This window comes from Stenotrophomonas sp. PI_27 (assembly GCF_027854495.1).
GTDB lineage: Bacteria > Pseudomonadota > Gammaproteobacteria > Xanthomonadales > Xanthomonadaceae > Stenotrophomonas > Stenotrophomonas pavanii.
Window position 1 is genome coordinate 242,407 of sequence record NZ_JAJNOF010000002.1, and the last position, 20,859, is coordinate 263,265.

A 20,859-nucleotide genomic window follows, 5' to 3' on the forward strand; every position below is an offset into this window, starting at 1 on the left:
GCTCATGGCCGGACTGCCTGCCTGGATCGCGGATTGGCTGCTGGTGGTGGTGCCGGTGGCCGAGGTGCTGGTCATTCTCGGGGTGGCCTGGTTGATGGTGCGTGCCCTGGCGTGGTTGCTTGTGCAGGCCCGGCAGCGCGGCCGGCTGGCGCCTGAACTGCACGTAGGCCTGCGCCGCGGCGGTGCGCTGCTGCTGTACCTGGCGGCCACGCTGCTGATACTGGAGCGCCTGGGCGTGTCGCGCTCGGTGCTGTGGACCGCGCTGACCGGCTTCATGGCAGTCGGTGCGGTGGCATTCTTCGCCGCATGGAGCGTGCTGTCCAACCTGTTCTGTTCGTTCCTGATCGTCGCCACGCGCCCGTTCCGCATCAACGACACCATCGAGGTACTGGAGAGCGTGGACAAGCCGGGCCTGTGTGGCCAGGTGGTGGACATCAACCTGATCTACACCACGCTGAGTGATCGTGGCGACGGCGCGCGCGGCTGCCTGCTGCGCGTGCCGAACTCGTTGTTCTTCCAGCGCATTACCCGCCACTGGGGTGACAGCGGCTATTCGCAGCTGCCGGGCAGCCTGCCGATAAAGGGCAAGGTGCGCTGAGCAGCGGCAGCGCCGCGCCCATGCCCGGCTTGCTGCGCGCAGCGCAGGGGGCATCGCGGCCGAACGGAGTGCAGCCGAGCGCGGGCTCGGCTCTACAGGTGCCCCCGCGGGCGACCCTACTCCGCCGCCAATGCCTGGATAGGGTCCAGCTGTGCCGCACTGCGTGCCGGGAAGTAGCCGAAGCCCAACCCGATCGCAGACGAACACACCAACGCGGCCAGCACCGGCCCCGGCGTGAACAGGAACGGCACGCCCAGCGCCAGCAGGCTCGACAACGCGCCGACACCAAAGGCCAACAGCACGCCCAGCGCCCCGCCGAACAGGCAGATCAACACCGCTTCGATCAGGAACTGGCGCAGGATGTCGCCCTGCCGCGCCCCTACCGCCAGCCGCACGCCAATCTCGCGCACGCGCTCCTTCACCGACACCAGCATGATGTTCATCACGCCCACCCCGCCGACCACCAGCGCCACCGCCGCGATGGCCGAGACCAACGCGGCCAGGGTCTGGCTCGACTTCATCACCGCCTTGCGGATCTGGTCCGCGTTGTAGATGAAGAAATCACGACGCCCGTGCAGCCCCTGCAGTTCGGCACCCAACGATGCCTCCGCTGCACGGGTTGGCACGTCATCGCGCACCCGCACGGTGATGCTCTCCAGGCGCGGGCTGCCCAGCAGCCGCGAAGCCGCCGAGGTGTACGGCACGTAGACCGTCGGCGTTGCGCCACCGGCGAACGCACTGGTCCCCACCACGCCGATCACTTCCACCGGCATCCCGCCCAGCAGCACCGTGCTGCCCACCGGGCTGCCACTGGACAACGCCTTGGCCGCCTTCTGGTCGAGCACGCCGACAGCACGATGCGCGTGCACCTCGTCATCCGTGAAGAACCGGCCGGCCTTCAGCCGCAGCCCGCGCACGCGCGGTAGGTCAGCGCCCACGCCAAGCACCTGCGTGTTGGCACGCCGGCTGCCCTGCAACGCGGCCACCGAACCGCTCAGGTTGGGGCTTACGCTGTCTACGTAGCCCAATGCGGCCAGGTGATCGGCGTCGGCCACCACCAGTGTTTCAATCTCCGCCGATCGCGGGTCGCCAAAATCAGTGCCCGGGAAGATCTCCAGCGTGCTGGCACCCAGTTCGTTGATCTGTGACTCGACCTGTGCCTGCGCGCCTTTGCCCAGTGCCACCACCGTCACCACGGCAGCCACGCCGATGATGATGCCCAGCATGGTCAACAAGGTGCGCAGCCGGTGGGCCCACATCGAACGTACTGCCATGCGCGTCGCCTCCCGCATGGCATCGACGCGGGCGCGCCGGTCGGCGGCCACGGCGGGTGCGCGCTCCGAAGCGTCTGCATGCGGTCGCACCGGCTGGCCTCGCGCCTGTCGATCTGCCACCACGCGTCCATCGGCGATCTCGATCACACGCGACGCATGGGCGGCAATCGCCGCGTCATGCGTCACCAGGATCACGGTATGGCCCTGGCCGTGCAGGCGCTTCAGTTCGGCCATCACCTGCTGGCCGCTGGCATGGTCCAACGCGCCGGTGGGTTCGTCAGCCAGCACGATCGCGCCGCCGTTCATCAGCGAGCGTGCGATGGAAACGCGCTGCTGCTGGCCACCGGACAATTGGCTGGGCCGGTTCGTGTTCCGCTCGCCCAGGCCGAGTGTTTCCAGCAGCAGGCGAGCCCGCGTGGTGCGCGCGTCGGCGTCCACGCCGGCATAGACGGCGGGCAACGCTACGTTCTCGGTGGCACTGAGGTTCTCCATCAGGTTGTAGCGCTGGAAGATGAAGCCGAAGTGCTCGCGGCGCAGGCGTGCCAGCTGGTCGGGCGACATCTGCTCGGTCGCTACCCCATCCACGCGGTAGCTGCCTTCAGTCGGCCGGTCCAGGCAGCCCAGGATGTTCATCAGGGTGGACTTGCCTGAGCCCGAGGGGCCGATGATGGCGATGAACTCACCGGCGTCGATGCGCAGCGAGACCTCCTTCAGCACCACCACTTCACCGGCGGCCGAGCGATAGGCGCGCGATACACCATGCAGTTCCAGCAGTGCGTCGGCCATGCTCACATCCCCAGCAGGCTGGCCGGCTCGGCGTCGCCGCCGCTGGATGCCTGGCCAACCACCACGTTCTCGCCGGCTTCCAGGCCGGACAGGATCTGCACGGCGGTGGCGGTGCGCAGGCCGGTGGTCACTGCGCGCTCGCGGGCACGGCCCTTCGCATCAACCACCCGCACGGTCGCGCGGGTACCGGCCCCGTCACCGGCCTCGGTCAATGCGCTCCGCGGCACCTGCAGCGCATTGGCCACGCGTGCCAGCTGGATCGTCACCTTCACCGTCATCGAGGGCTTCAGCATCAGGCCCGGATTGGCCACGTCGAACAGTCCCGCGTAGTACACCGCTTTGGGCGTCTGCGCCGATCCGCCGCTGTTGCCGCTGGCTGCGTCGGCAATCGACGACGGCGCAGGCTCAAGCTGTTGCAGATGGGATTCGTAGCGGCGCCCGCTCGGACCCAGCGTCGAGAACCACAGCCGCTGGCCGGGTGCGATCAGCTCCACGTCGGCCTCGGCGATCTCGGCGCGTACGGTCACGATGTCCATCTGTGCCAGCATCACGAGGGTCGGCGTGGTCTGCATCGAGTTCAGCGTCTGCCCCGCCTTGGTGACGATGGCCACGATGTAGCCCGCGGACGGCGAGACGATACGGGTGTAGCCCAGGTTGATGCGGGCGGTTTCGACCTGGGTCACCGCCTGGTCGATCTGCGCCTGCAATGCAGCGACATCCGAACGTGCCGCGTCGCGCGCCACGCGCGCCGCTTCAAAGCTCTCCTGCGAGACCAGGCGCGATGCCACCAGCTGCGACTGCCGATCATACGTGCGAAGCGCCTGGGTGTAGCGCGCCTGGCTGGCCGCGTGCTGCGCACGCAGCGCATTGGCGGCCGCCTCGGCGCTGCGCAGGGCAATCCGCTGCGGTTGTGAATCCACCTCGGCAATCAGGTCGCCGGCCTGTACGTGCTGGCCCAGCACCACGTGCAGGCGCTTGACCTGCCCCGAGACCTGCGCGCCCACGGCCACCAGCTCCTTTGGATTGACCCGGCCGACCGCCTGCACGGTCCGCTCCAGATCGGCAACCGTGGCCGGTGCGGTGATCAAGGCGGCATCATCGCCATCGGCAAACGCCCACCAGCTGCCCGCGCCGGCAAGAACGGCCAGCGTTGCGGCAATGATCCAGGTCCTGCGGTTGTTCATGAAAACATCCGGGGTGCGTGCAGCCGCCGGGTGCGGCTGCCAGGTCCGCAGTCTGGGAGCCCCAGGTGGATGTTTCTTGGAGCCACCGTGGAGATTGGATGGAGACGCGGCAACTGTTCATGCACCGCGTCGGCGGCTGAATCCGCGGCGCGGCTCCACGCAATCTCGACACAATCTCGATCAAGTCTCCATCAACGGGCGCTAGCCTCGGCGGCCTCGCCGACTGCCTGCCTGCCGTGACCCGTCCCTATCCCGAGCTGCCCCCGATGGATGTTCGCCGCGCTTACCTGGCCTGGTGTGCGCCCTCGCCCTGGTCGCTGGCGCTGGTGATGGCATCAACCATGGCGTGGCTGCTGGCCAGCCAGGAGCCGATGCCGCCGCTGCTGGCCGGCTTCGGCGCCGCCGCACTGGCGTGGTTCCGCAGCGACGGCCCCGGCCACGCCACCCGCGCGGGGACAGCCGTCTCGCTGCTGCTGATCGGGTTGGCGCTGACGTCGGCCACGGCCTTCGGCGCCCACGCCGCGCTGTACCTGCTGCTGGCGGCCACAGCGCTGCTGCTGCTGGCCCTGCTGGCCCTGCGGCTGCGCGCCATCACCGCCATGGCGGCACGCCTGCAGGCACGGGTGGATGCCACCCCGATGGACTGCCGCTGGACCCACCTGCCGGCTGCGCTCTCCACGCTGATCGTGCAGCAGCTGCGCGGCGCGGGGCCGGTGGAGCCGTCCCTGCATCGCACGCTGGTGCTGGCCACGCTGGCCTGGGCAGCCGACGCGGAAGCGCAGGCCATGGAGCGCCGACGATGACGCTGCCGTTGATGCCGCATGTCCCCGCAACGCCCGTAGACGCGTACCCGCCGATGAAACATGAACTCCGCAGCCGACCGGCGCCCCTGGTCCTGATTGCCGAAGACGAGGGTGAAATCGCCGACATCCTCGGCGCCTACCTCGCACGCTCCGGGCTGCGCAGTGCCCGCGCCGCTGACGGCGAAGCGGCCCTGGCCAGCCATCGCCAGCTGCGTCCGGACCTGGTGCTGCTGGACGTGCAGATGCCCAGGATGGACGGCTGGCAGGTGCTGAGCGAGCTGCGCCGGCGCGGCAATACGCCGGTGATCATGCTCACCGCGCTCGACCAGGACGTGGACAAGCTGACCGGCCTGCGCGTCGGCGCCGACGACTATGTGGCCAAGCCATTCAACCCGGCCGAGATCGTGGCGCGCATCCACGCCGTGCTGCGCCGCAGTGCCCAGTGCACCGGGCACGCGGCCGATGGGCTGATCCGGCAGGGGCCGTTCGAGATCGACCTGCGCAGCCACGAGGTGATGGTGTGCGCCGGCGAGCAGGTCCACGTGTTGAATTTCACCCTCACCGAGTTCCGCCTGCTGGCGCACCTGGCGCGTGCGCCGCGCCAGGTGCACACGCGCGTGGATCTGCTGCACAGCTGCCTGCCCGAGGGTGATGCACAGGAGCGCACCGTCGACAGCCATGTCAGCAAGCTGCGGCGCAAGCTGGAGGATGTCGGCGTGATCGGCGTTCCCGCCACCATCCGTGGCGTCGGCTACCGCTTCCTGGACTGAATGATGAGTGCGAAAGGCAAGAGCATCGGCCGCCAGATCAGCCTGTCGATCACCGTGGCCTCGCTGTGTTCGACCGTACTGTCGATCAGCGGTTTCTACCTGTTCTACTACCTGCTGGAGGTGTTCTATCCGCGCTGGTACGACGAGCCGAAGACGCTCATGCCTTCCGGCCTGGAGTGGCTGTGGATCGGCCTGACCGCCACCGTGGTGGTCGCGCTGGCCACGCTGATCGCCTCGCGCCTGACCCGGCGCATCATCACCCCGTTGAATTCGGTGGCCGCCAGCCTGCGTCGCGTGGCCAGCGGTGACCTGGAAGCGCGCGCACGCGGCGGCGACACCTCGATGGCCGAGGCCGCCACGCTGGTCAACGACTTCAACTCCATGGCCGAGCGGCTCAGCCGGATGTCCGAGAACCGCGTGTTCTGGAACGCGGCGATCGCACACGAACTGCGCACGCCGATGACCATCCTGCGTGGCCGCCTGCAGGGCATCGCCGAAGGCGTGTTCGAGCCGGGGCCCGAGCAGTTCAACAGCATGCTCACCCAGCTGGAAGGCCTGACCCGCATCATCGAGGACCTGCGCGTGGTCAGCCTGGCCGAGAGCGGTCATCTGGATCTGCGCCTGCAGCGCAGCGATGTCCGCGTGCAGGTGGCGGCAGTGGTGGACGCGATGTCCGAGGCGCTGACCGCAAGTGGTTTCTCGGTGACATTGGACGCACGACCCTCACTGGCCGACTGCGATCCGGCGCGCATCCGCCAGGCGGTGCTGGCGCTGCTGGAGAATGCGCGGCGCCACGCCATTCCCTGTCCGTTGCAGGTCCGCGTGTCGCTGGCGGAGGGCCATTGCATCGTGACGGTTGAGGATGGTGGCCCCGGTGTGCCGGACGATCTTCGCGACAGCATCTTCGAAGCCTTCCAGCGCACCGATGTGTCCCGTTCGCGCCAAAGCGGTGGCTCCGGGCTGGGCCTGGCGGTGGTGCGCGCGATTGCCGTGGCCCATCACGGTACGGCACGATGCCGGGCCACCGAACGTGGTGGCAGCGCGTTCGAGATCTGCTGGCCAGTGCACGTGCGTCGTTGAGGGCCATCGCTGCCCTAGCAAGCCCGAGTTCGCAAAGGGCAGTCGACTAACAGTCGACTCTACCCCCGACCCACCCAGGCATTCCATGAAACACCTGTTCGTACTGACCATCGGCCGCCTTGCCGCCACCGATGGCGTTACCCCCGGTCACGTCTCTGCGGATCACAAGGATGCCGCTTGACCGGTGGACGACCCGCTTGATGGACAACGACACATCGCGGGGCCAACCAAGGTTGGCGACTACCCGGCGCGATAGGTACCCATGCTTCGCTGGGTGCTACAGGAACTCCGCCATGCGCTGCAGCTCGTCGTCCAGCGCGCCACGAAAGACCTTGTCGCGGGCCAGCGACTTGCCGGCATAACCCACGCTCGACACCAGCTCGCCTTCGCGCATGCTCAGGTTGGCCCAGCCCACCACCTGATCGTGCCACAACACCGGCAGTGCGTAGTAGCCGTACTGGCGTTTCGGCGCAGGCGTGTACGCCTCGAACTTGTAGACCCAATCCCACAGCAGCTCGAAACGGCGGCGATCCCACACCACCGGGTCGAACGGCGCCAGCAGGCGCACCTGTTCATCCGGCGCATGGCGGCGCGAGCGCGGATTTTCGTCCGCCGGCCAGTACCAGGTGGTGCCCTCCACCGTGCAGCTGGCCAACTGCTGTTTGGCCAGTGCCAGTGCCTTGCGGGTCTGCTCGGCCAGGTGCGGAGCGCCATAGCCCAGCAGGCGCACCAGATAGGTCAGGCTGGCCGACGGCAGCGGTGCGTACTTGCGCACCACCAGATCGATCAGGGCGGCAGCACGTTCGATCTGCGCCTGTTCGCTGGCGTCGGCCTGCGGGTGTTCAGCCACCGCATAGATGCGCGTTCCACTGTCGCGCCGCTGCACCCGCAACAGGCCGCGGTAGTGCATGCCATCCAGCAGGTGCGTGCTGGCGTTGCTGGTGCCACCCCAATAGTTGGTCACCCGCCCATGCGCGAACGCCTGGTCGACCTCGCGCGGATGCACGCTGCCGCGCTCGCGCACGAAGGCCAGTACATCTGCTGCGCGACGTTCGGTATCGGCGTCCCATACCCGCTTGGCCACGCGCGGATGCATCAAGCCCAGGTGTTCGCGCGGCAGGAAGCCATAGTTCACCAGGCAATCCTCTTCCACCGGCAGACGCGTGTAGCGCCGCTCAAGATCTCCCGCGCGGTAGTCCTTCACCCGGTGGCGCAGGGTCAGGTCCTGCGCGCGTGCCGGCGCCCGAATCGGGTCAGCCTGCACGAAGCCCAGCCGCCGGATCGCGGTCAGCAGCGTGGTCGGCTTGAACAGCGTGCGCGCCACCGCGTAGCGGCGCAGATCATCGAGAGTGGGCGTGGCAGGCATGGCCGCATTGTATTCCCGGCCATGCGGGATCCGTCCAGTAGCGCCAAGCCATGCCTGGCGGGTGCCTGGAGGGTCCGCCGACACCATCCACGCACGGCGTGGTTCAACGTTTCATTCCGGATGCAGGCGGTAGATGGCGTGGTTGGTCAACGCCAGCGCGGCCAGCTTCAGACCTTCCATCACGCGATCGCCGACGTACTGTTCCGGGCCACCGTTCTGACGGGCGCGTTCGGCCGCCAGCAGGATTTCCTGCACGATGCGCAGCCCGGCCAGTGCACCGTCGGCATCGGCCAAGGCCAGGCAGCGGCCTGGCAGCTGATGACGCTCGGGCCAGGGCTGTCCGTCGGCGGCCGCGCCCAACCCGATGCGATGCAGCAGGGCCATCAGGCTGTTGGGATCAGACGCGTTGTCGTGCCCCTCGTCGGCATTGGCCGGGGCGCGCTGATGGGGGAACTCCGATGCGTTCATGGCAGGTCTCCGTGCAAGGCATACGGGACCACCGCCCTTAACAATCAAGGCGGCGGACGGTACGTGGCTGGAAATCCCGTGAGTCAGTGCTATACCCGGGCGGTGGGCTTGCGCCCACCTCCACGCACCGCCCGCCATGGAACGCGAACGGAATGCCAGCCGACGCCGCACAAGGCGACGCCGGCTGGCAAGCGTAAACAGCACTTACTCAACGAGGTTTCCAGGCCCCGGCCACCCGTTTTCGGTGGCAACCCATCATGTGCACAACGGCGTGGCACGCGCCAACAACCCACGTGCCAAGACAGCGACGTTTACGCAGCGACGCCATTGTCGCATATCGACAATCGAGCCGAAGATTCAACAACTTGCGCCATGCCGATGGCGGCATGCTTCACCCATACCTGCGACGCGCATTCCTTGACCGCATCCGGCTTTCGAGGCTGGCGACATGCCAGTTCCGACATTACGCAAGCAGATGTGCAAACAACGCCAGCACCGCCAGATGTCCCACGTAGTACCCGTAGAACACCCAGCGCCAGCGCGGCAGTTGCCACGGCACCCGCGCGGCCAGCAGCACCACCGGAACGGCCAGCAATGCCCAGCCGTTGTGGTTGGCCCAGCACACCGCCGCAAGCCCAACCAGCAGCGGCCACCACGCCCGATGCCGGAACGCGATCCAGGCCAGCAGCACGGCGCCCACGCCGGCCCACTGGTAGTCCACGACCATCGGCAGCACACCGGCAGCCAGCAACAGCAGCACCGGCCGATTGTTCGCAAGCGCATGCACGGCCACCGCAGCCAGGGCAAAGGTCAGCAGGATGTTGAGCGGCAGCCAGGAACCGAACGCGAGTGCGTGCAATGGCTGCGCGATCAGCCCCCATAGCGCGAGCCGGCGTATCGACTTGCGCAGGTCGGCCCCGGGCTGGGCCAGGTTGCAGGCCATCACCAGCGCGAACAGCGGGAAGGCAATACGCCCCAGTTCGCTGACCACCGGCACGTAGCCACCGAAGACCACCTTGGCCACGTGGTCGCCGGTCATGGTCAGCAGCGCGATCCACTTCAGCAGCTCGCGTGCGCCACTGCCGAGGGTGAGGTTGAACGTGGTCGTCCCGGTCGTGGTCGCTTGCATCGCGGAAGCTTATGCGCATCGGCCAGCCCATTTCCAGCGCCGCGCAGGAGTCCGTCGCTGCAGCCAGCAGGTGGCGGCGCTATGCTGGCCGCCCCTGCTTGTGAGACACCCGCCATGCGCACCCTGTACCCGGCCATCGAGCCCTACCGCGAATTCACCCTGCCGGTGAGCGATCTGCACACGCTGCATATCGAAGAGTGCGGCACGCCGGAGGGCATTCCGGTGGTGTACCTGCACGGCGGGCCGGGTGCTGGCATCTCGCCGACCCATCGCCGCTTCTTCGATCCGGCGCGCTACCGCATCGTGTTGATCGACCAGCGCGGCAGCGGCCGTTCCACGCCGTTCGGCGAGCTGCGCGACAACACCACGCAGGACCTGGTCGGTGACATCGAGAAGGTGCGTGAGCACCTGGGCATCGAGCGCTGGCTGGTCTACGGCGGCTCCTGGGGTTCGACGCTGTCGCTGGCCTATGCGCAGGCACATCCCGGGCGCGCCACCGGCTTGATCGTGCGTGGCGTGTTCCTCGGCCGCGAAATGGAGAACCGCTGGTTCGCCGAGGCCGATGGGGGTGCGCGCTGGATCTTCCCGGAGCGCTGGGACCGCTATGAGGCCTACATCCCAGAAGCCGAGCGTGGTGACATGATCGCAGCCTACTGGTCGCGGCTGGACAGCGCGGACGAGACGACCCGCATCGAAGCCGCGCAGGCCTGGCTGGGCTGGGAAGACAACGCCGCCACCCTGCAGCACGACGTGGATACGCAATCCACCGATGATCCGCTGGATACGCTGGCCAAGGCCCGTATTGAAGCGCACTACTTCCGCAACGGCATCTTCCTGGAACCCGACCAGCTGCTGCGCGATATCGATCGCATCCGCCACCTGCCCGGCGTGATCGTGCAGGGGCGCTACGACATCATCTGCCCGCCGCGCAGCGCGTGGGACCTGGCCAAGGCCTGGCCGGAAGCGCGGCTGGAGATGGTGACCTCCGGCCACAGCGCCAACGAGCCGGCCACGGTCGATGCGCTGGTGCGGGCCACGGATGCGTTTGCCGACCGGTTCGGCAACGGCACCTGACCCGCAGCGTCAACACGCCACCGTGAACCCCACCGTGGTCAGCCCGTTGCGGCTGGCCACGAACACATCGCCACCATGCAGCACGGCGATGGCCTTGACGATCGACAGGCCCAGGCCGTGGTGGCGTTCGCCCCGGTACTCGCGGGCCTGGTCAACCCGGTAGAAACGCTCGAACAACAGCGGCAGGTGCTCGGCGGCGATGCCATCGCCTTCGTTCAACACCGCAATGCGCGCGCCCTTGCCTTCGGCCTGCAGCTGTACCCGCACCGCGGTACCGGGCCGCGCATGCTGCACGGCGTTGTGCAGCAGGTTGGTCAGGGCACGCCGGAACAGCGATGGATCGATGCTGGCGGTCGCATCACCTTCGATGCGGAGGGTCAGCCCGGCTTCCTCGAACAGGAATTCAAGGAAGTCCCCGGCGGCGGCCACTTCGTCGGCCAGCGCCACCGGCCGGGTCTCCATCGCGATGTCGCCCTGCCCGGCCCGCGACAGGAACAGCATGTCGTTGACGATGGCGCGCAGCCGCTCCAGCTCTTCCAGGTTGGACTGCATCACGTCCTGCAGCTGCGCGTTGTCGCGCGGCCGTGACAGGGCCACCTGGGTCTGCCCCATCAGGTTGGCCAGCGGCGTGCGCAGCTCATGCGCCACGTCTGCGTTGAACGCATCCAGCCGCGTGTAGGCGGCCTCGAGGCGATCCAGTGCACCGTTGAAGGCATGCGTCAGGTGCCCCAGCTCTGCCGGCAGCGCCTGTGTGCCGAGCCGCTGTGACAACCGCTGCGGGCTGAGCGAGCGCGCCTCGTCCGAAAGCGCGCGCAACGGGGCCAGTCCCAGGCGCGCGATCCAGTAGCCGAGGCCGGCCACCAGCAGCACGCCCAGCCCGCCGGCAACCCACAGCGCCACGGCGAAGCGCTGCAAGGCATGCGTGTACGGTTCGGAGTCGATACCGATCCACAGGTCCACCGCCGGCCGCACGCCCTTGCCGGGCACGCGCTCATACAGCGTACGCAGCGGATGCTGGCCCTCGCGCTGCAACGTGCCCATGCCGCTGTCGTGGCCATTGGGTGGCTGCACCTGTGGGCGCTCACCACCGATGCGGAAGGTCGGGTCGTCACTCCAGGCCCAGACCAGCGTGTCGCGGTCGCCGGAAATCAGGTTGCCGACCTTGTCGCGCACCTTGCTCCAGCGTTCGCGGGTATCGCACATCGCCACACTGCCGCTGACCGCGTGCAGCTTGGTCTGCAGCTCGGCGTGCTGGTAACGCACCACCTGCCGTTCCAGCACGCCATACACGCCGATGCCCAGCAGGGCGAATACCAGCAGCGCGGCCAGCGCGAACATCGCCGACAGGCGCTGGGCGATCGACCACCTCATCGACCATCACCCTCGTCATCGCGCACTTCCAGCACGTAGCCCATGCCGCGCACCGTATGCAGCAGCTTGCTGGGGTACGGGCCGTCAAGCTTGCTGCGCAGGCGCTTGATCGCCACTTCCACCACGTTGGTGTTGCTGTCGAAATTGATGTCCCAGACCTGCGCGGCGATCACCGTCTTGGACAGGATCTGCCCGCGCCGCTGCGCAAGCAGGGCCAGCAGCGCGAATTCCTTGCCGGTCAGGTCCAGTCGCGCACCGTCACGATAGGCGCGGCGCGCCAGCAGGTTGACCTGCAGGTCGCCCACCTGAAGTTCGGTCGGCTCCTGCTGGCGGCCGCGCCGGACCAGCGCCTGCAGGCGCGCCAGCAGTTCGATGAACGAGAACGGCTTGACCAGGTAGTCGTCGGCACCCTGCCCCAGCCCGTGCACGCGGTCATCCACGCGGTCGCGCGCGGTCAGCATGATCACCGGGGTCTGCTTGCTGCGGCGCAGTTCGCGCAGCACGTTGAAGCCGTCCATGCCGGGCAGCATCACGTCCAGCACGATCACGTCGTAGTCGAACTCGCGGGCAAGGTGCAGGCCGGTCACGCCGTCGGCGGCCAGGTCGACCGCCCAGCCCTGCTCGCCCAGGCCGGTGCGCAGGTAGTGGGCGGTCTTGCTCTCATCCTCGACGATCAGCAGTTTCATCCGGGCTCCGTCAGCGCGGCACCGGCGGCCGCCCTGCGTTCGCGTCGGCGCTGCAGGAACAGCCGGTCCAGGGCCAGGTAGATCACCGGGGTACTGTACAGGGTCAGCAACTGGCTGATCAGCAGGCCACCCACCACCGCCACACCCAGCGGCTGGCGCAGCTCCGAGCCGGTGCCGAAGCCGATCATCAGCGGAATGGCACCCAGCAGCGCCGCCAACGTCGTCATCATGATCGGGCGGAAGCGGGTCAGGCAGGCCTCGTGGATGGCCTGCAGCGGGGTCAACCCGCGGTTGCGCTGGGCATCCAGCGCGAAGTCGACCATCAGGATGCCGTTCTTCTTGACGATGCCGATCAGCAGCACGATGCCGATCAGCGCCATGATCGAGAAATCCAGCCCCCACAGCCACAGCATCAGCACGGCACCGATACCGGCCGACGGCAGCGTGGACAGGATGGTGAGGGGGTGCACGAAGCTCTCGTACAGCACGCCGAGGATGATGTAGACGGCCAGCAGCGCGGCCAGAATGAGCAACGGCTGGCTGGCCAGCGATTCCTGGAACGCCTGTGCGGTGCCCTGGAAGCGCCCGTTGATGCTGTCGGGCATGCCGATCTGCGCCTGTGCCTGCTCGACCAGGGTAACCGCCTCACCCAGCGAGACGCCCGGCGCCAGGTTGAACGACAGGTTCACCGCCGGCAGCATGCCGTTGTGGCTGATCGACAGCGGCCCGTTGCCCGGCGGCTGCACCTGGGCCACCGCCGACAGCGGCACCATCTGCCCGGTCAGCGGCGAACGCAGGTGGAAGTAGGACAGCGCATCGACCTGGCCAAGCAGGCCGGGCGCGATCTCCAGAATCACCCGGTACTGGTTGGTCTCGGTCTGGAACTCGTTGATCTGGCGCTGGCCGAACGCATCGTAGAGCACCTGGTCGATATCGTTGGCGGTCAAGCCGAAGCGCGCCGCAGCGGTGCGATCGATCTGCAACCGGGTAACGCTGGCGCCGACCTGCTGATCGTTGGACACGTCGCGCAGCTGCGGCAGCCCGCGCAGGCGTTCGGTCAGCTGCTCGGCCCAGCGTGACAGCTCCCTGCTGTCCTGGCCGCGCAGTGCGTACTGGTACTGCGTACGCGCCGGCCCCGCGCCCAGGTTGATGTCCTGCGCCGCCCGCATGTACACGGTGATGCCCGGCACGCTGGCCATCTTCGCGCGCAGCCGGTCGATGAAGCCATGCACGTCCACGTCGCGGTCGCCGCGGTCCTTCAGGATGAACCAGAAGCGGCCATTGGAGAGGGTCTGGCTGCCACCGGTGGCACCCACCGCATGGTTGTAGGCCTGCAACGCAGGATCCTCGGCGGCGATCTTCGCCAGCTGCTGGTGCTTGGCCGCCATCTCCTCGAAGCCGATGTCCTGTGCCGCTTCGGTGGTGGCGAACACGAAGGCGGTGTCCTGCAGCGGGAAGAAGCCCTTCGGGATCACCACGTACGAGGCCACCGCTACCGCCACCGTCGCGCCGAAGCCGAGCAGGACAAGCCGCTGGTGGCCCAACGCCCACTGCAGGCTGCGGTCGTAGCCGGCCAACAGGCGCCCGGCCAGCGTGTCCTGGCCGTCGCGATGGGCCGGCATGCGCTTCATCAGGTGCGCAGCCATCATCGGCGCCAGCGTCAGCGAGGCCACGATGGAGATCAGGATCGCGACCGTGATGGTCATCGCGAACTCCGCGAACAGGCGCCCGACCACGCCGCCCATGAACAGCAGCGGGATGAACGCCGCGATCAGCGACAGGCTGATCGACACCACGGTGAAGCCGATCTCCTCGGCACCCTTCAGTGCCGCTTCCACGGGCCCCAAACCGGCCTCGCGATGGCGGTGGATGTTCTCCACCACCACGATGGCGTCGTCCACCACGAAGCCGACCGCTACCACCAGTGCGACCAGGGTGAGGTTGTTGAGGCTGAAGCCGGCCACATGCATTGCGGCGAACGTGGCGACCAGCGCTACGACCAGCACCGCACCGACGATGAGCGTGGCCGAGAGCTGGCGCAGGAACAGCCCCATCACCAGCACCACCAGGACGATGGTCAGCACCAGGGTGACCTCCACCTCGTGCAGCGACGCGCGGATGGTGCGCGTGCGGTCGTTGAGCACTTCCACATCGACGCTGGCCGGCAGGTTGGCGCGCAGCTCCGGCAAGGCGGCCAGCACCGCATCGGTGGTGCGAACGATATTCGCGCCCGGCTGCCGGCTGATGATCAGGCCCACGCCCGGCTGCCCGTTCGGCCACGCCTGCACGTAGGCGTTCTCGGCACCGTCGACCACTTGCGCGACATCGCCCAGCGTGACCGGCGAACCCTGCCGGTAGGCGACCACCAGCTGGCGGTAGTCCTGGGCATCGAACAGCTGGTCGTTGGCCTCGAAGGTGGACGTGCGCTGTTCGCCCATCAGCGCGCCCTTGGCCTGGTTGAGGCTGGCGTTCTGGGCCACGCCGCGCAGGTCGGACAGGGTCATGCCCATCGCTGCCAGCCGCTCCGGCTGGGCCTGGATGCGGATGGCCGGGCGCTGCTGGCCGACGATATTGACCTCGGACACGCCACTGATCTGGCTGATCGAACGCGCCAGGCGGCTCTCGGCTAGGTCGCTCAGCTCGGTCATCGACATCTGTGCCGAGACCACGCTGAGCACCAGGATCGGGCTGTCGGCCGGGTTGACCTTGCGCCAGGTCGGCAGGTTCGGCAGGTCGCTGGGCAGGCGCCCGGCCGCCGCATTGATTGCCGCCTGTACTTCCTGTGCGGCGGTATCGATGTTCTTTTCCAGATCGAACTGCAGCGTGATCGAGGTGCTGCCGAGCGCGCTGGTGGAGGTCATCTCGATGATGCCGGGCACGCCGGTCAGCTGCGTTTCCAGTGGCGTAGCCACCGCCGACGCCATGGTCTCGGCGCTGGCGCCGGGCAGGCTGGCATTGACGCGGATGGTCGGGAATTCCGCTTCAGGCAGAGGTGCCACCGGCAGCCGTGGCAACGCGGCCACGCCGAGCAGTATCACCGCCAGCGTCAGCAGCGTGGTGGCCACCGGATGCCGGACGAACCAGCTGGACAGCGAAACGCGGGTGCTCATGGTGCGGCCCCGGCCCTGGCAACCGGTGCGCCGGCTTCAGTGACGACCACACCCGGGCGCAGGCGCGACTGGCCATCGCGCACGATCACATCACCCACCCGCAGCTCGCCCTGTATGGCCACCTGCCCGTTCTCGGCTTCACCGACGGTGACCGGTAGCACCTCGACGCTCCCATCTCCCACTACGCGGTAGACGAAGCTGCCCTCGACACCGCGCTGGATTGCGGCAGCGTCCACCACCAGTGCGTCCGTGGTCTGGCCGATGCGTACCCGCACGCTGACCAGCTGCCCGGGCCACAGCCGGTCGTCGGCATTGGCGAAGCGGGCACGCAACCGCACCGTGCCGGAGGTCTCGTCGATCTGATTGTCGATCACCTGCAGGGTGCCTTCGGCAAGGCGCTGGCCACCATCGCGGTCCAGCGCCTGCACCGCCACCTCGCCGGCAGCCAGTGCCTGCCGCAGCTGCGGCAACGCGTCCTGCGGCAGCGCGAACACCACCGAGATCGGATCTGTCTGCTGGACCGTCACCAGTCCCTGCGTATCGGTGGCACGCACCAGGTTGCCGGGGTCCACCTGGCGCAGGCCGATGCGGCCATCCATCGGCGCCAGGATACGGGTGTACGACAGCTGCACCTGTGCGGCATCCACCGCCGACTGATTGCCACGCCGGGTGGCCTGCAGCTGCTGTACCGTGGCCGCCTGCTGCTCCAGCATCTGCCGCGAAACCAGCTGGTCGGTAGACAGGTGCTGCAGCCGCGCCAGGTCCGAGCGCGCGGCATCCAGCGTGGCACGGTCGCGAACCACCGCAGCCTGTGCGCCACCCAGGTCGGCACGGATCGCACGATCATCGATACGGGCCAGCAACTGGCCCTTGCGCACCTTCTGGCCCTCCTCGAACAGCACCTCGGTCAGAACGCCATCGACCTGCGGCCGCAGCACGGCGCTCTGCAACGACTGCACCGTGCCTACGCCGCTGCGCCAATGCGCCACGTCGCGCTGCTCGACACGGCCGGTCACCACCGGTACCGGCGGCGGCGCATTGGCCGGTTGCGCGTCGCTGCGCGGCACACCCTGGAACAGCATCACCAGCGACAACACCACCAGCAGCAACACGCCCAGGACAAGGTGGCGGCGACGCATTCGTGCGGACAGGAAGGGAATTCGCATGACAGGGATCCATACCGGTGCCGGCGCGGGGGCTGCGCGGGCCTGATGCCATCCTCCCGGCTGGCCTCCGGCGCCTTGCTGTCGCCTGCCTGACAATTTCGTCAGGTGTGGCCGGTACACGCATGGGGCGGGCGGGTGAACGGTGGCCCACCGCCATCTGGCGACCCGCTCGGTTCTTCGCAGCTCGCTTACAGATCCGGGCCGAATATCCGGCCGTGGCCATCCACACCCGTGGCCCGCGTCCCTACTTCTGGAGCCTGTCATGACCGGTATTCGCTACGTTCCTGCTGTCCTCGTCATCACCATCGGCCTGCTGTTGGGCGCCTGTTCCAAGACCCAGGAGGCAAGCAAGGCCACCGCCGCCGAGGACGTCACCGAAGTGAAGCTGATACCGACGTATGAGTCGCTGGACAAGGACAAGGACGGCATTGTCACCCTGGCGGAAGTCGATGCAGTGGCTCCGGACTGGGCCGAACGCTTGCACGCCTGCGATACCGACCGTGACAAGACGTTGACCCGTGGCGAGTACGACGTGTGCAAGCAGACCAGCGGCGCACATTGACCCACCACTGGATTCTTGATCGGCACCGCGTGTGCCCGGCTATACCAAGGTATAGCCGGGCTAACCCACGGGCCTCTAGGCCTGCCCCATTCAGGGGCGGACAATAGCGCCACTGGCCAGGGCAACCCTGGCTGGCACCCTCCCCTCATGGAGACGCAGATGGACCCCGACCCTGCCGGGCGCACCGCGCCCCGGATGACCGCTTGTTGCCCGTTCCTGGCGCCTGCCCGCCGGTCCCTGCCTGCCTGAGTGACGGGGGACCGCCAGGCGCCGCCTGCCTGGAGATCGCCCCCATGTCCTACAAGATCCTCTACATCACCCTGCGCCGCCTGATCGGTGAGCGCGATGTCGCCGGCCTGCGCAGCCAACTGCTGCAGCACGGCCCGGTCATGTTCGCCCGGTCGCTGTCGCTGGGTTCACCCCGCGTGGTGGCCGACGCGCTGTCGTTGCTGCCGATCAGCGAGCGCATCAATGTGCTGCGCCACCTGCCCTATCCCCTGCGCGATGCAATGAAGCCGCTATGCATCGGCGGCAGCCAGCGCCTGCATATGCAGCCGTGGTCGCCGGCGGTGCTGGCGATGCGCCACGCCTGATCTGCCTCACCCATTCCGTTCGTGTTCCGGCTGCGGCCGGCTCTGACATTCAAGGAGCGTCCCATGAGCCTGCTCAATGCCTGGTTCAACGCCTTCCTGCGCAGCCGCCGCGCAGGCAACCTGTTCCGCCGCCGCGCGATGCCCGAGGCCGGGTTCGGCCCGGGCAGCGCCGAGGCGGCGCCGTTCGCGCTCACCACCGGCCTGGTCACCCTTGCCCAGCAGGAGGAAGCCGAACTGCTGGCCACGCTGGAATCGCACGCCGACGGCCTCAGCCCGCATGAAGCCGAGGAGCGGCTGGCCGCGCTCGGCCCCAACGAGGTGGATCACGAAAAGCCGCTGCCGTGGTGGCGCCACCTGTGGCAGTGCTACCGCAATCCGTTCAACCTGCTGCTGACCGTGCTGGCGGCGGTGTCCTGGCTGACCGAGGACATCAAGGCCACCGTGGTGATCGGCGCGATGGTGCTGCTGTCCACGCTGATCCGCTTCGTCCAGGAGGGTCGTTCGAACCGGGCCGCCGAGCGGCTGAAGGCCCTGGTCGGCAACACTGCGCGCGTGCTGCGCCGCAATCCCGGCACCGAGGCTGCGGATGTGGCCGACCAGTATTTCGGCGCGCACCTGCACAGCCGTCGCCCGGCACGCCTGCTGGACCTGCCGATCCGCGAGCTGGTGCCCGGCGACCACATCGTGCTGTCGGCCGGCGACATGATTCCGGCCGATTGCCGCGTGCTGACCGCCAAGGACCTGTTCGTCGCGCAGGCCGCGATGACCGGCGAATCGCTGCCGGTGGAAAAGTTCGCGCACCCCGGCGATGGCCTGGCTGGCCTGCTGGAACAGCACAACCTGCTGTTCATGGGCACCAACGTGGTGTCAGGCACCGCCACCGCCGTGGTGCTGGCCACCGGCAACCGCACCTACTTCGGCACGCTGGCCCAGCGCAGCACCGCCACCGACCGTGCGCCGACCGCGTTCCAGGCCGGCGTCAACAGTGTCAGCTGGCTGCTGATCCGCTTCGCGCTGGTGATGGTGCCGTTCGTGCTGCTGATCAACGGCTGGACCAAGGGCGACTGGACCGAGGCGTTCCTGTTCGCGCTGTCAGTGGCGGTGGGCCTGACACCGGAAATGCTGCCGATGATCGTCACCTCCACCCTGGCCAAGGGCGCGGTGCTGCTGTCGCGGCGCAAGGTGATCGTCAAGCGCCTGGATGCGATCCAGAACTTCGGCGCGATGGAAGTGCTGTGCACCGACAAGACCGGCACCCTGACCCAGGACAGGATCGCGCTGGAGCGCCACACCGATGTGTTCGGCCACGATTCGGAAGACGTGCTCAAGTTCGCCTACCTCAACAGCCACTTTCAGACCGGCCTGATCAACCTGCTGGACCGCGCGGTGCTGGAGCACGTGGAGCTGCAGAGCTCGCTGCGGCTGTCGCAGGACTACCACAAGGTGGACGAGATCCCGTTCGACTTCGAGCGCCGCCGCATGTCGGTGGTGGTATCCGAACGCGAGGACCACCATGAGCTGATCTGCAAGGGCGCGGTGGAAGAGATGCTGGCGGTATGCAGCACCGTGCGCGAGAACGGCCAGGACATGCCACTGGACGAGCGTCGCCTGGCGCGGGTGCGGCAGACCACCGAGGAGCTGAACGAACAGGGCCTGCGCGTGGTGGCGGTGGCGATGAAGGAGACCGCAGCCCACCAGACGGTGTACACGCAGGCTGACGAGTGTGGACTGACCCTGGTCGGCTACGTGGCGTTCCTGGACCCGCCGAAGGAATCGGCCGCACAGGCGCTGCAGGCGCTGGCCGCGCATGGCGTGGAAGTGAAGGTATTCACCGGCGACAACGAGCTGGTGACCGCCCGTGTCTGCGCTCAGGTGGGACTGGACGCGGACACCATCCTGACCGGCCCGCAGATCGAGCGCATGGACGACGGCGCGCTGTCGCGGGCGCTGCACCACCATCGCGTGTTTGCCCGGCTGACGCCGCTGCACAAGGAGCGGCTGGTGCGCGAGCTGCGCGCGCAGGGCAAGGTGGTCGGCTTCCTCGGCGACGGCATCAACGATGCGCCGGCGCTGCGCGCAGCCGATATCGGCATCAGCGTGGACAGCGCGGTGGACATCGCCAAGGAGGCGGCCGACATCATCCTGCTGGAGAAGAACCTGATGGTGCTGGAGGAAGGCGTCATCCAGGGCCGGCGCACGTTCAACAACATGCTGAAGTACATCCGCATGACCGCCAGCTCCAACTTCGGCAACGTGTTCTCGGTGCTGGTGGCCTCGGCCTTCCTGCCGTTCCTGCCCATGCTGCCGCTGCAGCTGCTGGTGCAGAACCTGCTGTACGACATCTCGCAGATCGCCATCCCGTTCGACAACGTTGACGAGGAACTGGTGCGCAGGCCGCTGAAGTGGAACCCGGCGGACATCGGCCGCTTCATGGTGTTCTTCGGGCCGATCAGCTCGCTCTTCGACCTGACCTGCTTCGCACTGATGTGGTACGTGTTCGACGCACGCACGCCGGCCGACCAGGGCCTGTTCCAGTCCGGCTGGTTCGTGGTCGGCCTGCTGACCCAGACCCTGATCGTGCACATGATCCGCACGCCCAAGGTGCCGTTCCTGCAGAGCATTGCCGCGCCGCCCCTGCTGCTGATGACCGGCCTGATCATGGCCATCGGCGTGTTCCTGCCGATGAGCCCGCTGGCCGGCTACTTCAAGCTGCAGGCGCTGCCCGCCGGCTATTGGCCGTTCCTGGTCGCGATCCTGGTCGGCTATGCGGTGCTGACCACTGCGCTGAAGAAGTTCTACATCCGTCGTTACGGCTGGCAGTAGGCGCCCGCCGGCCTCG

Annotated in this window: 17 protein-coding genes; 8 read left to right on the forward strand and 9 right to left on the reverse strand. The window is 67.9% G+C overall.

Annotated features, from left to right (window positions below):
- Nucleotides 1–4 precede the first annotated feature (4 nt).
- Nucleotides 5–598, forward strand: a complete 594-nt coding sequence (locus LRM18_RS03370; protein WP_074725204.1) for a mechanosensitive ion channel domain-containing protein — start codon at nucleotides 5–7, stop codon at nucleotides 596–598.
- A gap of 116 nt (nucleotides 599–714) precedes the next feature.
- Here the strand turns inward: LRM18_RS03370 and LRM18_RS03375 are convergent, their stop codons facing one another.
- Nucleotides 715–2,658, reverse strand: coding sequence for a MacB family efflux pump subunit (locus LRM18_RS03375; protein ID WP_270951114.1), 1,944 nt, complete (start codon nucleotides 2,656–2,658; stop codon nucleotides 715–717).
- Between the two features lie 2 nt (nucleotides 2,659–2,660).
- On the reverse strand, nucleotides 2,661–3,842 hold the full coding sequence (locus LRM18_RS03380) for an efflux RND transporter periplasmic adaptor subunit (protein ID WP_064238626.1): 1,182 nt from the start codon (nucleotides 3,840–3,842) through the stop codon (nucleotides 2,661–2,663).
- A gap of 266 nt (nucleotides 3,843–4,108) precedes the next feature.
- Here LRM18_RS03380 and LRM18_RS03385 point away from each other — a divergent pair, with 266 nt between their 5' ends.
- Genes LRM18_RS03385 through LRM18_RS03395 form a run of 3 tightly spaced genes read left to right on the forward strand, consistent with a single transcriptional unit; the run spans nucleotide 4,109 to nucleotide 6,495 of the window.
- Nucleotides 4,109–4,645: a hypothetical protein gene (locus LRM18_RS03385; protein WP_270951117.1), complete on the forward strand. Its 537-nt coding sequence runs from the start codon at nucleotides 4,109–4,111 to the stop codon at nucleotides 4,643–4,645.
- A 53-nt stretch (nucleotides 4,646–4,698) separates the two neighbouring features.
- A complete protein-coding gene (locus LRM18_RS03390) occupies nucleotides 4,699–5,415 on the forward strand; it encodes a response regulator (protein ID WP_270951119.1) in 717 nt (238 codons plus the stop codon).
- Between the two features lie 3 nt (nucleotides 5,416–5,418).
- On the forward strand, nucleotides 5,419–6,495 hold the full coding sequence (locus LRM18_RS03395; RefSeq protein ID WP_270951121.1) for an ATP-binding protein: 1,077 nt from the start codon (nucleotides 5,419–5,421) through the stop codon (nucleotides 6,493–6,495).
- Nucleotides 6,496–6,772: 277 nt separating this feature from the next.
- Here LRM18_RS03395 and LRM18_RS03400 read toward each other — a convergent pair whose 3' ends face one another.
- The 3 genes from LRM18_RS03400 to LRM18_RS03410 form a co-directional block, all read right to left on the reverse strand.
- Nucleotides 6,773–7,861: a crosslink repair DNA glycosylase YcaQ family protein gene (locus tag LRM18_RS03400; protein WP_049467149.1), complete on the reverse strand. Its 1,089-nt coding sequence runs from the start codon at nucleotides 7,859–7,861 to the stop codon at nucleotides 6,773–6,775.
- A gap of 111 nt (nucleotides 7,862–7,972) precedes the next feature.
- Entirely contained in the window at nucleotides 7,973–8,329 is a 357-nt protein-coding gene (locus LRM18_RS03405; RefSeq protein WP_270951123.1) for a hypothetical protein, read from the reverse strand.
- Nucleotides 8,330–8,792: 463 nt separating this feature from the next.
- Nucleotides 8,793–9,458: a TraX family protein gene (locus LRM18_RS03410; RefSeq protein WP_270951125.1), complete on the reverse strand. Its 666-nt coding sequence runs from the start codon at nucleotides 9,456–9,458 to the stop codon at nucleotides 8,793–8,795.
- Nucleotides 9,459–9,572: 114 nt separating this feature from the next.
- Between LRM18_RS03410 and pip the strand changes: the two genes are divergently transcribed.
- Entirely contained in the window at nucleotides 9,573–10,532 is a 960-nt protein-coding gene (pip, locus tag LRM18_RS03415; protein WP_064238631.1) for a prolyl aminopeptidase, read from the forward strand.
- 9 nt (nucleotides 10,533–10,541) lie between these two features.
- Here the strand turns inward: pip and LRM18_RS03420 are convergent, their stop codons facing one another.
- Genes LRM18_RS03420 through LRM18_RS03435 form a run of 4 tightly spaced genes read right to left on the reverse strand, consistent with a single transcriptional unit; the run spans nucleotide 10,542 to nucleotide 16,865 of the window.
- The gene (locus LRM18_RS03420) at nucleotides 10,542–11,903 is read right to left on the reverse strand and encodes a heavy metal sensor histidine kinase (RefSeq protein WP_064238632.1); all 1,362 of its coding nucleotides are present in this window, start codon (nucleotides 11,901–11,903) and stop codon (nucleotides 10,542–10,544) included.
- The gene (locus tag LRM18_RS03425; RefSeq protein WP_005413570.1) at nucleotides 11,900–12,589 is read right to left on the reverse strand and encodes a heavy metal response regulator transcription factor; all 690 of its coding nucleotides are present in this window, start codon (nucleotides 12,587–12,589) and stop codon (nucleotides 11,900–11,902) included. The genes LRM18_RS03420 and LRM18_RS03425 overlap by 4 nt, the downstream gene beginning before the upstream one ends.
- On the reverse strand, nucleotides 12,586–15,699 hold the full coding sequence (locus LRM18_RS03430; protein WP_270951133.1) for a multidrug efflux RND transporter permease subunit: 3,114 nt from the start codon (nucleotides 15,697–15,699) through the stop codon (nucleotides 12,586–12,588). The genes LRM18_RS03425 and LRM18_RS03430 overlap by 4 nt, the downstream gene beginning before the upstream one ends.
- Nucleotides 15,696–16,865, reverse strand: a complete 1,170-nt coding sequence (locus LRM18_RS03435) for an efflux RND transporter periplasmic adaptor subunit (protein ID WP_270951135.1) — start codon at nucleotides 16,863–16,865, stop codon at nucleotides 15,696–15,698. Before LRM18_RS03435 ends, LRM18_RS03430 begins: the two co-directional genes overlap by 4 nt.
- A gap of 262 nt (nucleotides 16,866–17,127) precedes the next feature.
- Between LRM18_RS03435 and LRM18_RS03440 the strand changes: the two genes are divergently transcribed.
- From LRM18_RS03440 to mgtA, 3 genes are all read left to right on the forward strand, one after another.
- Nucleotides 17,128–17,427: a hypothetical protein gene (locus LRM18_RS03440; protein ID WP_270951137.1), complete on the forward strand. Its 300-nt coding sequence runs from the start codon at nucleotides 17,128–17,130 to the stop codon at nucleotides 17,425–17,427.
- 293 nt (nucleotides 17,428–17,720) lie between these two features.
- Nucleotides 17,721–18,020 (forward strand): hypothetical protein, encoded by a 300-nt coding sequence (locus LRM18_RS03445; protein ID WP_049467132.1) that lies wholly within the window; start codon nucleotides 17,721–17,723, stop codon nucleotides 18,018–18,020.
- Between the two features lie 63 nt (nucleotides 18,021–18,083).
- Nucleotides 18,084–20,843: a magnesium-translocating P-type ATPase gene (gene mgtA / locus LRM18_RS03450; protein ID WP_057494872.1), complete on the forward strand. Its 2,760-nt coding sequence runs from the start codon at nucleotides 18,084–18,086 to the stop codon at nucleotides 20,841–20,843.
- Nucleotides 20,844–20,859: the final 16 nt, after the last annotated feature.

Bases quoted from the DNA above. Each gene is read 5' to 3' on its own strand.
- LRM18_RS03420 (WP_064238632.1), bottom strand. From the start codon at position 11,903: ATGAGGTGGTCGATCGCCCAGCGCCTGTCGGCGATGTTCGCGCTGGCC.
- LRM18_RS03390 (WP_270951119.1), top strand. From the start codon at position 4,699: ATGAAACATGAACTCCGCAGCCGACCGGCGCCCCTGGTCCTGATTGCC.
- LRM18_RS03395 (WP_270951121.1), top strand. From the start codon at position 5,419: ATGAGTGCGAAAGGCAAGAGCATCGGCCGCCAGATCAGCCTGTCGATC.
- LRM18_RS03410 (WP_270951125.1), bottom strand. From the start codon at position 9,458: ATGCAAGCGACCACGACCGGGACGACCACGTTCAACCTCACCCTCGGC.
- LRM18_RS03380 (WP_064238626.1), bottom strand. From the start codon at position 3,842: ATGAACAACCGCAGGACCTGGATCATTGCCGCAACGCTGGCCGTTCTT.
- LRM18_RS03405 (WP_270951123.1), bottom strand. From the start codon at position 8,329: ATGAACGCATCGGAGTTCCCCCATCAGCGCGCCCCGGCCAATGCCGAC.
- LRM18_RS03370 (WP_074725204.1), top strand. From the start codon at position 5: ATGGCCGGACTGCCTGCCTGGATCGCGGATTGGCTGCTGGTGGTGGTG.
- LRM18_RS03425 (WP_005413570.1), bottom strand. From the start codon at position 12,589: ATGAAACTGCTGATCGTCGAGGATGAGAGCAAGACCGCCCACTACCTG.
- LRM18_RS03385 (WP_270951117.1), top strand. From the start codon at position 4,109: ATGGATGTTCGCCGCGCTTACCTGGCCTGGTGTGCGCCCTCGCCCTGG.
- LRM18_RS03430 (WP_270951133.1), bottom strand. From the start codon at position 15,699: ATGAGCACCCGCGTTTCGCTGTCCAGCTGGTTCGTCCGGCATCCGGTG.
- pip (WP_064238631.1), top strand. From the start codon at position 9,573: ATGCGCACCCTGTACCCGGCCATCGAGCCCTACCGCGAATTCACCCTG.
- mgtA (WP_057494872.1), top strand. From the start codon at position 18,084: ATGAGCCTGCTCAATGCCTGGTTCAACGCCTTCCTGCGCAGCCGCCGC.
- LRM18_RS03375 (WP_270951114.1), bottom strand. From the start codon at position 2,658: ATGGCCGACGCACTGCTGGAACTGCATGGTGTATCGCGCGCCTATCGC.
- LRM18_RS03445 (WP_049467132.1), top strand. From the start codon at position 17,721: ATGTCCTACAAGATCCTCTACATCACCCTGCGCCGCCTGATCGGTGAG.
- LRM18_RS03435 (WP_270951135.1), bottom strand. From the start codon at position 16,865: ATGCGAATTCCCTTCCTGTCCGCACGAATGCGTCGCCGCCACCTTGTC.
- LRM18_RS03400 (WP_049467149.1), bottom strand. From the start codon at position 7,861: ATGCCTGCCACGCCCACTCTCGATGATCTGCGCCGCTACGCGGTGGCG.
- LRM18_RS03440 (WP_270951137.1), top strand. From the start codon at position 17,128: ATGACCGGTATTCGCTACGTTCCTGCTGTCCTCGTCATCACCATCGGC.